A 13,464-nucleotide genomic window follows, 5' to 3' on the forward strand; every position below is an offset into this window, starting at 1 on the left:
GGTGGGGGTGCGGCACCGCTCCCCACCCTGACCTTTGGTCCGACCTCCCCACAAGGGGGAGGTAGAGGGTCAGCGCTTTAAATCGCCGCCGTGACAATAATCTCGACCGTATACTCCGGCCCAGCCAGCTTGGCTTCGCCGGTGGCGCGGGCGGGCGTATTGCCCTGCGGCACCCACTTGTCCCATTCCTTGTTCATCTCGGCGAAGGTGCCCATGTCGGCCAACCAGATGATCGCCTGCAGAATCTTTGTCTTGTCGGTGCCGGCCTTGGCCAGCAATTCATCGATGGTGGCCAGGATCGACTTCGTCTGTTCGCCGACGCTGGCGCCGGGCGTCCCGACCTGGCCGGCCAAATAGACGGTGTCACCGTGAATGACGATCTGGCTCATGCGCGGGCCAACATCGATGCGACGAATGCTCATGGGGAGGTTCCTTCGTTTTGAGGGTCGCGCCTGTTTAGAGTCGCTGCAGGCTTCGGGCAAGGCCAACAGCGCGCATCCGATTGAGCCTGAGTTGGATTTTCCTCCGGGAATGGCTATTTGCGCAAAAGGATTTACTTCTGCGCGGATTGCCGACGTCGTGCGAGAGTGGCAAAACTTTGCGCCAAACCAGATTGCGAGGATGCTGCCATGGAATATCGCGAAATCAGCGAGGACTATTCGGTTTCGGGCCAGATCCAGCCCGAAGATGCCACCGCCATCAAGGAAGCCGGCTTCAAGAGCGTGATCTGCAACCGTCCGGATGACGAGCAGCCCGGCCAGCCTTCGGCCGACAGTGTCAAGGCGGCAGTCGAAGCCGCGGGACTGGCTTTCCGCTACATCCCGGTGATCAGCGGGCAGATCACGGCCGAGAATGTCGAGGACCAGGCCGAGGCGCTCGACGCGCTCGAAGGCCCGGTGTTTGCTTATTGCCGCTCTGGAGCGCGTTGCACCAACCTTTACGGGCTGATCCAGCAGTCGAAGGGTTAAATCGGCAGCGCGCCGGTTTCCTTCAGCGTCTCCAGTACGATCGCCGTCTTCACATGCTGCACGGATTCATGCGGCAGCAGCACGCTGTTGACGAATTCCGACAGCGACTTGAGGTCCGGCGTCACCACCTTCAGGATGTAGTCCATCTCGCCGGTCAGGGCATGCGCTTCCTGCACCTCCGGCAGCCGCGCCAAAAGTTCGCCGAAGCGCCTGGCATTGTCGCGATTGTGGGTCGCCAATGTCACCGAGATGACGTTGACCAGCGAGAAGCCGAGCTTGTCGCGGTCGAGCACCGCGCGATAGCCCTTGATGTAACCGTCTTCCTCTAGCCGCTGGCGGCGGCGCGAGCATTGCGACGCCGACAGGTTCACCCGTTCCGACAGATCGTTGTTGGTGAGCCGCGCATCGCTCTGCAAAAGAGCCATTATCTTGCGGTCGAATTGATCGATACGCGCATCATCCATGGATTTTTCTCCAATCATGCATGAATTACGCGCAAGATGATCATTTCAAGCGTTTGAATGCAAGCACCGTGCGGCCATTCCGCGCTATGATTGGTTATCTCGTGGTCCGATGTGGCCACCATCCGTTTGGAGGAATGCCATGGGTCCCTTCCCGCACGACGCCCCGCCTGCAAACATCAGCAAGGAAAACCCGGCCGGCACCGACGGATTCGAGTTTGTCGAGTTCGCGCATTCGGAGCCGCAGAAGCTTGCCGAATTGTTCACCCGTATGGGTTACATCGCGGTCGCAAAGCACCGCACGAAAGAGATCACCGTCTGGCGCCAGGGCGACATCAACTATGTCGTCAATGCCGAGCCGGGCTCGCATGCGATGAAGTTCGCCGACAAGCACGGTCCCTGTGCCGCCTCGATGGCCTGGCGCGTGGTCGACGCAAAGCATGCGTTCGACCATGCGGTGTCGAAAGGCGCCACGCCCCATGAAGGCGACGACAAGGCGCTCGATGTGCCGGCCATTGTCGGCATCGGCGGCTCGCTGCTCTATTTCATCGACGCCTACGGCAAGAAGGGCTCGGCCTATGACGCCGAGTTCGAGTGGCTGGGCGCGCGCGACCCGCGGCCGCAAGGCGTCGGCTTCTATTTCCTCGACCACCTGACCCACAATGTCTATCGCGGCCAGATGGACAAATGGTGGGACTTTTATCGCGAGCTGTTCGGCTTCAAGCAGATCCATTTCTTCGACATTGACGGCAAGATCACCGGCCTGGTCAGCCGCGCCATCACCTCGCCCTGCGGCAAGATCCGCATTCCGCTGAACGAGTCCAAGGACGAGACCAGCCAGATCGCCGAGTATCTGAAGAAATACAATGGCGAAGGCATCCAGCACATCGCTGTCGGCACCGACGAGATCTACGCCGCCACGGACAAACTGGCAGCCAACGGGCTGAAATTCATGCCCGGCCCGCCGGAGACCTATTACGACATGTCGTATGACCGCGTGAACGGCCATGACGAGCCGATCGAGCGGATGAAGAAGCACGGCATCCTGATCGACGGCGAAGGCGTGGTCGATGGCGGCACGACCAAGATCCTGCTGCAGATTTTCTCCAAAACCGTGATCGGGCCGATCTTCTTCGAATTCATTCAGAGGAAGGGCGACGAAGGCTTTGGCGAAGGCAATTTCCGCGCGCTGTTCGAATCGATCGAACAGGACCAGATCAAGCGCGGCGTGATCAAGGTGGACGGCAAGGCGGCCTGAGATCACATACTGGTTTGCGGCTCTATCGGCTTTGATCTGAGCTCAGATCACAAGAGGTCGAGCCGTGCACGTCTCAATAACAGAAGCCAGGGCCAAACTGTCGGAGCTCGTCAGGCGCGCAAATGCCGGCGAAGAGATCGTAATCACCCGGCGCGGCAGGGTCGTAGCGCGTCTCTTGCCGCCGTCCGGCAAGGACAGACCTATCGGCGTTACCGCTACTCTGAACGAGCCGAGTCGCTTGACGATTAACTAGAGTCCCAGTCGCTCGATCTCTGCACTTCTCAATTTCAAATCATAGTCGAGCAGAAACTCGTCCAGTTGCGGCGGCGCGACCGAGGTGCCGGAGAGCATCGCGTGCACCTGGCCGCGATGATGGATGTCGTGCAGGAAGACGTGGCCGAGGATGTCGCCAATCTTTTCGGGGATCATGCCGTCCTGACGCCGGTCGGTGATGACCTGGCGATCAAGATCGTCCGCCGAAAGGCTGTTGCAAAAGGCGATCAGACGCCGGTCGGCCGCAGTCTGGGTGGCAAACAGCGCCTGCGGTTCATCGAACGGCACGTAATCGTCATGGGCGGCAGCACCCACGCCGCCCTCTTCCAGAAAATCGAGATAGAGATGATCCACTGCAAGGATGTGGTTCAGCGTCGCCTTGATCGACGGGAAGAAGCTGGTGCGTTCGGCTTCGAATTCGCCGGGCTTGAGCTGCAGCACGGCGCGGTAAAGCCGATCGTTCGACCAGAGATTGTTGCCGGCCATGCGGCGCAGATGGTCGAGCAGGGTCACGAGTTCATTCGTCTGACCAGGCCAATGCCTGCCGCCATGACCGCGAAGCCGGCGACAACGATCAGCAAAAGCCGGTTCATGCGCCGGCGCATGGCCTGCGTTTCCACATCGCGCGCCACATTGGTGTTGGTGATGGTGTGGAACATCATCGCCTTGCGCGGGTAGCCGCTGCGGTTGGTCAGATCGGGCGAGCGCGCCTCGATGCGGTAGCTCAGCCGGATCGCCAGGATGAACACCACCAGAATCCCAAGCGCCCATACGCCGGCCAACAGATAGAACGCCTCGCCCGTCATTGCATTGCCCCCCCGTTATGCCTGGTACTTCTCGACCTTCTGCTCGATGGCGCCGAAGATCGAATGTCCCGTCCTGTCCTTCATCTCGATGCGCACCGTGTCGCCGAAACGCAGGAACGGCGTCTTTGGTTCGCCTGATACAATGGTCTCGATCATGCGCAATTCTGCAATGCAGGAATAGCCGGCGCCGCCCGCCGCGACCTCCTTGCCCGGCCCGCCATCAAGCTTGTTGGAGACGGTGCCGGAACCGATGATGGTGCCAGGCGCAAGCGGCCTTGTCTTCGCGGCATGGGCAATCAGCGCCGGAAAATCGAAGGTCATGTCGACGCCAGCATTGGCCCGGCCGAACGGCTTGCCGTTGAGGTCGACGAGCAGCGGCAGGCTGACCTTGCCGCCATCCCAGGCGTCGCCGAGTTCATCCGGCGTCACCGCGACCGGCGAGAAGGCCGAGGACGGTTTCGACTGGAAGAAGCCGAACCCTTTGGCAAGTTCAGGCCCGGTCAGCGCGCGCAGCGTCACGTCGTTGGCCAGCATGACCAGCCGGATCGCTGCGCGTGCCTGGTCGAGGCTAGCGCCCATCGGCACATCGTCGACAATGACGGCGACCTCCGCCTCCATGTCGATGCCATAGGCCTCGTCCGCCATGCGAATCGGATCGCGCGGCGCGATGAAGGAATCGGAACCACCCTGGTAGATCAGCGGATCGGTCCAGAAGCTTGCCGGCATGTCGGCGCCACGGGCTTTGCGGACCAGTTCGACATGGTTCACGTAGGCCGACCCGTCGGCCCATTGATAGGCGCGCGGCAGCGGCGAATGCGCGTCATGCTCGTGGAAGCGAGCCGACGGGACAGCGTTGTTCTCCAGCGATTCGGCGATGGTCGCCAGATGCGGCGAAATCCGCTGCCAGTCGTCGAGCGCGGCCTGCAGCGCGCGCGCCAGGAACGAGGCGTCGGTGAAGCGCGTCAGGTCGCGCGAGACGACGACGAGTTTTCCATCGCGCGTCCCGTCCTTCAATGTGGCAAGCTTCATGCGGTTTCCTCTCCTGATGCGGCTTTGGCGCCGTCTAAGTTCACAACAAGGCCGTCGCGGGCAATCGTCAAGTCACCGGACCACGATTTCCTGACAACAGCCTCCCAATCGGCCTCGCCGATCCCGGGATCGTCGGCCGGAATGAGGTGATTGAGCACCAACTTTTTCACGCCGGCATCGCTGGCAATCCGGCCGGCTTCCTCGGCAAAGCTGTGGCTGGCGAGCAGATGCTCCTTCAGCCGCGCGCCGTTACCGGTTCGGGCCACCAGCCGCTTGATGCCCTCTTCCAGCATGGCTTCGTGGACGAGGATGTCGGCATTTTTGGCGAAGCCGGCGAGCGGCGGGAAGAAAGCCGTGTCGGCCGAGAACACCACGCTTTTGCCCGCGCACTCGAAACGCAGCGCGAAACAGTCGGTCACCGGCGGATGGTCGACGCGCAGCGCCGTTACCTTGAGGCCGTCCTCCTCAAGAACCAGGTCCTCGCCGAATTCGACGATCGAAATCAGCTCGCGGATATCCGGTCGGCCCTCGTCTACGACGCGGATCTTGATGTCGAACTCCATCGCCTCACAGAAGTGCCGCCAGTACTGGGCGGTGCCAAGCGGGCCGAACACGCTGACGGGCGTCGCCAGACCGGCCGTCCAGGCGGTGTGCAGCAACGGCCCCAGTTCCAGCACATGGTCGGAATGCAGATGGGTGACGAAGATGAGGTCGAGCGCCTTCAGGCTGACGCCGGCATCGACCAGGCCGCGCGTGACGCCCAGCCCGCAGTCGACGACGACGGTTCGCCCGCCAAGCTCCAGCAACGAAGAACTCGGCCATGGCCCACCCGGCCGCAGCGCTGGGCCGCCCTTGGAGCCGAGAAGCACCAGCCGGTCGCTCATGGGGCTGATCTCAAGACCAGTCGCCCTCCGGAGTGCCGTTGAAGCGCTTCTTCAGGTCGGACCAGCAGTCGATGTAGTTGTCCTGCCGTGTCTCCAGTTCGGCGCCGTAGCGGGTCAGCATTTGCGGGAATCGGGTCTCGAACATGAACGCCATCGTGTTGTCGAGCTTGACCGGTTTCAGCTCGGAGCGCGAGGCCTTTTCGAAGCCAGGCGCGTCGGGGCCGTGGGCCAGCATCAGATTGTGCAGGCTGATGCCGCCGGGCACGAAGCCTTCCTCCTTGGCGTCGTACTGGCCATGGATCAGGCCCATGAACTCGCTCATGATGTTGCGATGGTACCAGGGCGGCCGGAACGTATCCTCCGCCACCAGCCAGCGCGGCGGGAAGATGACGAAGTCGATGTTGGCGGTGCCTTCCTCGCCGCTCGGCGCGGTGAGCACAGTGAAGATCGACGGATCGGGATGGTCGAACAGAATGGCGCCGACCGGCGAAAACGTCGCCAGATCATATTTATAGGGCGCGTAATTGCCGTGCCACGCCACCACGTCGAGCGGGGAATGGCCAATCTCGGTGACATGGAAATTGCCGCACCATTTCACCGTCAGCCGGCACGGCGTCTCCTTCTCCTCGAACCAGGCGCAGGGCGTCTTGAAATCGCGCGGATTGGCCAGGCAATTGGCGCCGATCGGGCCGCGGTCGGGCAGCGTCAGCTTGGCGCCGTAATTCTCGCAGACATAGCCGCGCACTTCGGCATCGGCGAGTTCGACCTTGAACACCAGCCCGCGCGGCAGCACGGCGATCTCGCCCGGCCACAGTTCGATGACGCCCATCTCGGTGACGAAGCGCAAGGCGCCGACCTGCGGAACAATAAGCAACTCGCCGTCGGCGTTGAAGAAATGGTCGTCGACCATCGAGCGGTTGGCGACATAGACATGCGCCGCCATGCCGCTCTGCCCGAGCACATCGCCGGCCGTGGTGATGGTGCGCATGCCGGCGATGAAATCGGTCGGCTCCTTCGGCATCGGCACCGGGTTCCAGCGATACTGGCCGAGCGCCAGTTCGTGGTCGCCGACATTTGGCGCTGTCTTCCATAGGGGATAGCTCACCGCCTTGAAGCGGCCGGTATGCTTTACACTCGGCCGAATGCGATAGAGCCAGGAGCGCTCGTTGGTGCCGCGCGGGGCGGTGAAGGGCGAGCCGGAAAGCTGTTCGGCATAGAGGCCGTAAGCTGGCCGCTGCGGTGAGTTTCGTCCCTGCGGCAGCGAGCCGGGCAAGGTTTCGGTCTCGAAATCGTTGCCGAAGCCCGGCATGTAGGAAAAGGCCATCCGATCCTCCCTGATCCCGGTCTTGAGCCGCCTGGAACGCGGCTTGCCGACACTGTTGACCAAACTGGTTTCATTTGTAACCATCGAAAATGTAACTATCAACCGCGAATGACGCACAAGGTGCGCAGATGGAAATCCTCGAACTCGAAAGCTTCCTGCCCTACCGGCTCTACCGGCTTGCCGACGCCGTCAGCCGAGAATTCTCGAAGATCTACCGCGACCGCCACGGCCTGACGCGGCCGGAATGGCGCACGCTTTCAGGACTGGGCCAGCGCGGCACGATGACGGCAACGGCGCTCGGCGAGCAGTCGGCAATGCACAAGACCAAGGTTTCGCGGGCGGTGGCCGAACTCGAGCGAAGGCGTTGGCTGGTGCGGACGGCGGACGAGAACGATCGGCGTGTGGAGCACCTGGCTCTGACCAAAGCTGGGCTTGCTGCCTACCGAGAGATGGTGCCCCTGGCGAAGGCTTTTGAACGGGAGTTGCTGGCGAGGCTCAGCGTCGGGGAACGGGCGGCGATTGTCAGTGGTGTGGCGGCGCTGGAGAGGGCGTTATCCGCCTCGTAGCGATCCTGCACACCCCCCTCTGTCCTGCCGGACATCTCCCCCGCAAAGGGGGAGATTGGCAGCTTCGAGGTTACGCCTCTCTGCAGCGTTGGTGATTGGCGAAAGCAGCGGTGACATCAATCTCCCTCCTTGCGAGGGAGATGGCCGGCAGGCCAGAGGGGGGTGCTGTCCCGCCAGCGCTTCTGGATAGTGGGCGCTAACCCTCACCAATCCATCACCACCTTGCCCGAACTGCCGCTGCGCATCGCATCGAACCCGGTCTGAAAATCATCTATGCCGATGCGGTGGGTGATCAGGGCGGAAACATCCAGCGGACCCTGCACCAGCGCGATCATCTTGTACCAGGTCTCGAACATCTCGCGGCCGTAGATGCCCTTGAGATGCAGCATCTTGAAGATGACCTTGTTCCAGTCGATCTCGAAGCCGGTCGGCGCGATGCCCAGGATGGCGATCTTGCCGCCATTGTTCATGGTGTCGATCATGTCGCGGAAGGCGGGGGCTGCGCCCGACATTTCGAGGCCGACGTCAAATCCCTCGGTCATCCCCAGCGCGGGCATGACATCGCGCAGCTTTTCCTTCGAGGCATCGACGACATGCTGGACGCCGAGTTTTTTGGCCAGCGCCAGCCTGACCGGGTTGATGTCGGTGATGACGACCTTGCGAGCGCCGACACATTGCGCCACCAGCGCGCCCATGATGCCGATCGGCCCGGCGCCGGTAACCAGCACATCCTCGCCGACCAGGTCGAAGGACAGGGCGGTGTGGACGGCATTGCCCAACGGATCGAAGATCGCGGCGATCTCGTCGGGCACATCGTCGGGGATCGGCACGACATTGTGCTGCGGGATCGCCAGATATTCGCCGAAGGCGCCGGGGCGGTTGACGCCGACGCCGAGCGTGTTGCGACAGAGATGCCCTCTGCCCGCCCGGCAGTTGCGGCAGTGGCCGCAGACGATGTGACCCTCGCCGGAGACGCGCTGGCCGACCTTGTATTCGGTGACCGCGGCACCGAAATCGGCGACCGTGCCGACGAATTCATGGCCGGTCACCATCGGCACCGGCACCGTCTTTTGCGCCCACTGGTCCCAATTGTAGATGTGCACGTCGGTGCCGCAGATCGCCGTCTTCTTGACCTTGATCAGCACATCGTTGGGGCCGATCTCCGGCACGGGCACCTCTTCCATCCAGATGCCCGGTTCGGCCTTGGCCTTCACCAGCGCCTTCATCATGTTCGACATTCTTTTGTCCCTTGAATCCCTTGATCCGGAGCAGCTTTTGGCGGCTCAGGAGATAACGCCCAGTTCCTTGCCGACTGCCGCGAATGACGCCACGGCGCGGTCGATGTCGGCGCTGGAATGCGCCGCCGACATCTGTGTGCGGATGCGCGCCTGGCCCTTCGGCACAACCGGGAAGGAAAAGCCGATGACATAGATGCCGCGCTTCAGCATCCGCGCCGCCATCTCCTGCGCCAAAGTTGCGTCGCCCAGCATCACCGGAATGATCGGATGGTCGGCCCCGGCCAAGGTAAAGCCGAGCTTACCCATTTCAGAGCGGAAGCGCGCCGCATTGGCATATAGGCGCTCGCGCAAGGCGTCGCCATTGCGGATCAGGTCGAACACCTTGATCGAAGCGCCGGCGATCGCCGGCATCAGCGTGTTGGAGAAGAGATAAGGCCGCGAACGCTGGCGCAGCCAGTCGACAACCTGGCTTTTGCCTGAGGTGTAGCCGCCCGACGCGCCGCCCAGCGCCTTGCCGAGCGTGCCGGTGATGATGTCCACCCTGCCCTCGACGCCGCAATGTTCGGCCGAGCCGCGGCCGTTTTTGCCGACGAAGCCGACGGCATGGCTGTCATCGACCATCACCATGGCATCGTATTTTTCCGCGAGATCGCATACGCCCTTCAGATTGGCGATGATGCCGTCCATGGAGAACACGCCATCGGTGGCAATCAGCCTGAAGCGGCAATCCCTGGCTTCCTTCAGCCGTGCTTCGAGGTCGGCCATGTCGTTGTTGGCGTAGCGAAAACGCTTGGCCTTCGACAGCCTGACCCCGTCGATAATCGAGGCGTGGTTCAGCGCATCGGAGATGATCGCATCCTCCTCGCCGAGCAGCGTTTCGAACAGGCCGCCATTGGCGTCGAAGCAGGAGCCATAAAGAATGGTGTCGTCCATGCCGAGAAAAGCGGAAATCGTCGCCTCGAGCTGCTTGTGCTCTTCCTGCGTACCGCAGATGAAGCGCACCGAAGCCATGCCGTAGCCGTAGCGGTCCAGTGCGCCTTTGGCTGCGTCACGCAATTCGAGGCTGTCGGCGAGGCCGAGATAGTTGTTGGCGCAGAAATTCAGCACCTTGTCGCCGCCGACCTCGATCTGCGCCGACTGGGTCGAGGTGATCACCCGCTCGGATTTATAGAGCCCGGCGGATTTCAGCCCGGCAAGCTCGCTGTCGATGTGGGAAAGGAATGATGCGGTCATGGTTCGGCCTTGTTCGGTTTGCAGCGGACTGTCGCGCCACGCGGGCCAAAAATCCATCGCAAAAGCGACGGCTTCGGTGGCGAGGAGAAAAGCCGGACGCCCATCGTTTGCGCGCCCGGGGGGCACGGCTGCGGAACAATGCCATCAAGTTTCACGTCACACGTGAACACCCTGATAACCATTCCGCCAGCTTTCGTTTACTGTTGAAGCAACAGTTCCGCAGGTTTTCGGACCTGTTAACCCTTTCAAGTCAATGGTGTTCTTGTCATGAATCCGTGGCAGAACTCCGTTCGACCGAGGGTCACCTAGAATATGTCGCAGCAGCCGGCGCAAACCATCTCGGGCAAGCTCATCCTGCTGATCAAGACCGGCTACTGGCTGGCTCTATTGATCATCGCAGCCATGGTCATGGCGTCCTTCATCCTGCTGCAGCAGATGATGGCGGCGCAACAGCACAACCACACGCTGCTCGATATCGTCGGCACCCAGAAGGCGTTGTCGCAGCGCATCGTCTTCCTGGCCAGCGCCACCGGTTCTGCTTCACGCGACAAACAGACAGCCCTGGTCGCAGCACTCAAGCAGGCGACCACAGAGTTCGAGACGAATTACGATCTCCTGCTGGAGGAGACGGGGGCCGACCCGCTGTCGCCAGCCCGGTCGGATCCAAGATCGATCGAGAGCGTGCTGTACGCCAAGCCGTTCCACCTCGACTATTTCTCGGTCGGGCTTGTCGCCAATGGCCAAAGGCTGATCTCGTCCTTTGAAACCCAGCTCAGAAACAACGGCGCCTACAAGGGCGGCGGCGAGCGCGTCAACCTCGACGCCTCCGTCGCCAACGCGACGCTGTCGGGCTATGCCGCACTTGGCCAGCGCATCAACGCCTTTGCCGACGAACGGTCGGAGAAGCTGCTCGATCTTCACCGCACCCTGTTCTACGCCACCATCGGCGTCATCGTGCTGGTCGCGCTTTTCATCTTCCGGCCGATGTCGAAGGCGATCCTGCGCAAGACGCATGAGCTTGTTGATGCCCGCAACTCCATGGCTTTCATCGCCGTGCATGACGGGCTGACCGGCCTGCACAACCGCACCTTCCTGACCGATCATTTCGAAACGCTGATCAAGGGCGCGCATCGCCGGCGCGAAAGGCTGGCGGTGATCCAGCTCGACCTCGACCGGTTCAAGCAGATCAACGACACACTCGGTCACGCCGCCGGCGATTATGTGCTCGTCGTCACGGCGCAGCGGATGCTCGATTCCTGCCGCGCGTCGGATCTGTGCGCCCGGCTCGGCGGCGACGAATTCGTGATGATCCTCAATGGCGCCGGTGGCACCGAGGACATCAACATGCTGGCCAGGCGCATCCTCGAGCAGATCAACGAGCCGATCATGTTCCAGGGCACGACCATACTTCCGGGCGCCAGCGCCGGCATTGCCGTCTATCCCATCGACGCCGACAATGCGGCGGATCTGCTCGTCCACGCCGACCTCGCGCTCTATTCCGCCAAGAAGCTTGGCGGCGGCAACTTCTCGTTCTTCTCAGAGGAACTCAGGCGCGAACTCGATTACCGCAAGCAGCTCGAGCACGACATCAAGGTCGCCATTGCGGAGAGTGCCTTCCAGGTCTATTTCCAGCCGCAGGTGTCGCTGACCAATGGCGCCATTAGCGGCATCGAGGCGCTGGTGCGCTGGAAACATGCCGAGCGCGGCATGATCTCGCCAGGCGAATTCATTCCCGTCGCCGAAAAATGCGGCTTCATGCCCGGGATCGGCCGCATCGTCTTTGCCAAGGCGATCGAGCAGGCAGCCGAATGGGATCGCGCCGGGATCGAGTTCGGGCGGCTTGCCGTCAACGTGTCGGGCACCGAGCTGCGCGAGCCCGATTTCGACCGCTTCCTGTTCGCGACGCTGGAAAAGGCCGGCCTGGCGCCCCAGAAACTGTCGCTGGAGATCGTCGAATCCGTCATTCTCGACGACGAGAAGACCGGCATCGCGGCGAAGCTGAGGCACATCCGCGCCGCCGGTGTCCATCTCGAACTCGACGATTTCGGCACCGGCTATGCTTCGCTCAGCCATGTCAACCCGAACGAGATCGACCGGCTGAAGATCGACCGCCGCTTTGTCCAGAACATCAACGAGAATGGCGACAACAGCAAGATCGTGCGCGCCATCACCGAGCTGGCGCGCGGCCTCGGCATCTCGATCGTCGCCGAGGGGGCGGAAACCGAAGCCGAGCTCGATTCGCTGATGGCGATCGGCTGCGACCAGGTGCAGGGGTATTCCATCGCCTTCCCGATGCCGCAGGACAAGGCGCGCGAATGGCTCCTGGCGCGCAGGCCGAAGAAAGCCAAACTCAAGGTGCTGCAGGGCAATTTAGCCTAGATCTTTGCCACACTGGTGCCGGTCATTTGGCCGGCGCGACATTGGCCCTAAGTGCTGCCAGCACCTCGGCGAACTCGGCCAGCCTGTCGTCCGGCAACCCTGCGCGCAGCCGCTTGTCGAAGATGAGAGCCGCCGCGCGCAGTTTCACAAACATCGCTTCGCCGGCTTGCGTCAACTCGACCAGATGAACCCGGCGGTTGTCGGGATCGCGGCGGCGCGTCAGCAGGCCGTGCGCTTCCATGGCGTTGAGATGGTGGGTCAGCGTGGCGCCCTGGATGCCGATCATGCCGGCAAGCTCGCGTTGATTGGCAAGCTCGCTCGACTTGACCGAAAGCAAGGTCAGCCACACCGGAAGCGTGCCGCCGGCCTCGACCAAAGCGCCGTCAAAAGCCTGCGCCACCAGCTTGGATGTACGCGCGAGATTCATGCCGACGGGCGGGCGGTCAAAGGGAGTCATGAGCCGACAGTAGAACAAGGCACCGAGCGAGGGAACGCGGCATTATTCATTGACATCGAATCATTCGATACCTAACTACCATGCCTGTCGATCTACCGGGCGTATTGTCCTGCATTCGGCAGGACCCGAGGGACAGGCGGCGGGCAACGAGGAAACGGTCATGCAGTATGTCTACATCGTTATTATCGGCCTTCATGTCATGGCCGGCGTTTTCTGGGCCGGCACCACGATCACGCTTGCCCGCGATCCCGAGATCAAGGCGGAGCGCTTCATCGTGCCGCAAATGGGCTCGGCAGGCGTGGTGTTCGTGACCGGCGGATTGCTCTGGTATTTCTTCCACGGCGCCTATTTCGGCTCGATGGAAATGGTGCTGGCGCTGGGCATCCTGGCCGCCTTCGCGGCTGCCGGCGTTCTCGGCGTCGTGGTTCGCAAGACCAGCCGGCAGCTTGCCGGCGCGGACGCCGCCACGGAGAGGGCTTTGCGCGCCAAAATGGCTGGCGGCGAGCGCATCGCCGCCTGGCTGCTGGTGCTCACCGTCCTTTGCATGGCGACCGCCAGGATGATTTGAGCCCTGCCGCGCTTTATCAC

The 13,464-nt window shown here is 62.2% G+C and carries 16 protein-coding genes; 6 read left to right on the top strand and 10 right to left on the bottom strand.

From position 1 onward, the window contains the following. Positions 1 to 77: 77 nt before the first annotated feature. Complete coding sequence (locus ACWGTO_RS21265; RefSeq protein WP_454576769.1) at positions 78 to 422, bottom strand: RidA family protein; 345 nt, start codon at positions 420 to 422, stop codon at positions 78 to 80. 207 nt (positions 423 to 629) lie between these two features. On the opposite strand from ACWGTO_RS21265, the gene ACWGTO_RS21270 reads away from it, so the two are divergent. Then, entirely contained in the window at positions 630 to 968 is a 339-nt protein-coding gene (locus ACWGTO_RS21270) for a TIGR01244 family sulfur transferase (protein WP_454576770.1), read from the top strand. On the opposite strand, the gene ACWGTO_RS21275 is transcribed toward ACWGTO_RS21270, so the two are convergent. After that, a complete protein-coding gene (locus ACWGTO_RS21275) occupies positions 965 to 1,432 on the bottom strand; it encodes an Lrp/AsnC family transcriptional regulator (protein WP_454576771.1) in 468 nt (155 codons plus the stop codon). The genes ACWGTO_RS21270 and ACWGTO_RS21275 overlap by 4 nt on opposite strands. A gap of 139 nt (positions 1,433 to 1,571) precedes the next feature. On the opposite strand from ACWGTO_RS21275, the gene hppD reads away from it, so the two are divergent. Next, a complete protein-coding gene (gene hppD / locus ACWGTO_RS21280; RefSeq protein WP_454576772.1) occupies positions 1,572 to 2,687 on the top strand; it encodes a 4-hydroxyphenylpyruvate dioxygenase in 1,116 nt (371 codons plus the stop codon). 64 nt (positions 2,688 to 2,751) lie between these two features. After that, positions 2,752 to 2,940 carry a type II toxin-antitoxin system Phd/YefM family antitoxin gene (locus tag ACWGTO_RS21285; RefSeq protein ID WP_454576773.1) on the top strand — a complete coding sequence of 63 codons (189 nt, stop codon included), beginning with the start codon at positions 2,752 to 2,754 and terminating at the stop codon, positions 2,938 to 2,940. Here ACWGTO_RS21285 and ACWGTO_RS21290 read toward each other — a convergent pair. From ACWGTO_RS21290 to hmgA, 5 genes are read right to left on the bottom strand one after another with little or no spacing between them, the layout of a single operon-like run. Then, the gene (locus ACWGTO_RS21290) at positions 2,937 to 3,473 is read right to left on the bottom strand and encodes a DinB family protein (protein WP_454576774.1); all 537 of its coding nucleotides are present in this window, start codon (positions 3,471 to 3,473) and stop codon (positions 2,937 to 2,939) included. The genes ACWGTO_RS21285 and ACWGTO_RS21290 overlap by 4 nt on opposite strands. Beyond that, a complete protein-coding gene (locus ACWGTO_RS21295) occupies positions 3,470 to 3,766 on the bottom strand; it encodes a hypothetical protein (protein ID WP_454576775.1) in 297 nt (98 codons plus the stop codon). The genes ACWGTO_RS21290 and ACWGTO_RS21295 overlap by 4 nt, the downstream gene beginning before the upstream one ends. A gap of 15 nt (positions 3,767 to 3,781) precedes the next feature. Continuing rightward, entirely contained in the window at positions 3,782 to 4,795 is a 1,014-nt protein-coding gene (locus ACWGTO_RS21300; RefSeq protein WP_454576776.1) for a fumarylacetoacetate hydrolase family protein, read from the bottom strand. Continuing rightward, positions 4,792 to 5,679 (bottom strand): MBL fold metallo-hydrolase, encoded by an 888-nt coding sequence (locus tag ACWGTO_RS21305; protein WP_454576777.1) that lies wholly within the window; start codon positions 5,677 to 5,679, stop codon positions 4,792 to 4,794. The genes ACWGTO_RS21300 and ACWGTO_RS21305 overlap by 4 nt, the downstream gene beginning before the upstream one ends. A gap of 10 nt (positions 5,680 to 5,689) precedes the next feature. Then, positions 5,690 to 7,003, bottom strand: a complete 1,314-nt coding sequence (gene hmgA, locus ACWGTO_RS21310) for a homogentisate 1,2-dioxygenase (protein WP_454576778.1) — start codon at positions 7,001 to 7,003, stop codon at positions 5,690 to 5,692. Positions 7,004 to 7,131: 128 nt separating this feature from the next. On the opposite strand from hmgA, the gene ACWGTO_RS21315 reads away from it, so the two are divergent. Beyond that, a complete protein-coding gene (locus ACWGTO_RS21315; protein ID WP_454576779.1) occupies positions 7,132 to 7,569 on the top strand; it encodes a MarR family winged helix-turn-helix transcriptional regulator in 438 nt (145 codons plus the stop codon). Positions 7,570 to 7,772: 203 nt separating this feature from the next. Here the strand turns inward: ACWGTO_RS21315 and tdh are convergent, their stop codons facing one another. Continuing rightward, positions 7,773 to 8,807: an L-threonine 3-dehydrogenase gene (gene tdh, locus ACWGTO_RS21320; protein WP_454576780.1), complete on the bottom strand. Its 1,035-nt coding sequence runs from the start codon at positions 8,805 to 8,807 to the stop codon at positions 7,773 to 7,775. Positions 8,808 to 8,852: 45 nt separating this feature from the next. Next, complete coding sequence (locus ACWGTO_RS21325) at positions 8,853 to 10,040, bottom strand: glycine C-acetyltransferase (protein ID WP_454576781.1); 1,188 nt, start codon at positions 10,038 to 10,040, stop codon at positions 8,853 to 8,855. Between the two features lie 312 nt (positions 10,041 to 10,352). On the opposite strand from ACWGTO_RS21325, the gene ACWGTO_RS21330 reads away from it, so the two are divergent. After that, the gene (locus ACWGTO_RS21330) at positions 10,353 to 12,419 is read left to right on the top strand and encodes a putative bifunctional diguanylate cyclase/phosphodiesterase (protein ID WP_454576782.1); all 2,067 of its coding nucleotides are present in this window, start codon (positions 10,353 to 10,355) and stop codon (positions 12,417 to 12,419) included. A gap of 22 nt (positions 12,420 to 12,441) precedes the next feature. On the opposite strand, the gene ACWGTO_RS21335 is transcribed toward ACWGTO_RS21330, so the two are convergent. Next, a complete protein-coding gene (locus tag ACWGTO_RS21335; RefSeq protein ID WP_454576783.1) occupies positions 12,442 to 12,846 on the bottom strand; it encodes a MarR family winged helix-turn-helix transcriptional regulator in 405 nt (134 codons plus the stop codon). 190 nt (positions 12,847 to 13,036) lie between these two features. Here ACWGTO_RS21335 and ACWGTO_RS21340 point away from each other — a divergent pair, with 190 nt between their 5' ends. Then, the gene (locus ACWGTO_RS21340; protein WP_454576784.1) at positions 13,037 to 13,444 is read left to right on the top strand and encodes a hypothetical protein; all 408 of its coding nucleotides are present in this window, start codon (positions 13,037 to 13,039) and stop codon (positions 13,442 to 13,444) included. The last annotated feature ends 20 nt before the right edge of the window (positions 13,445 to 13,464 follow it).

Source organism: Mesorhizobium sp. PL10 (assembly GCF_053714315.1).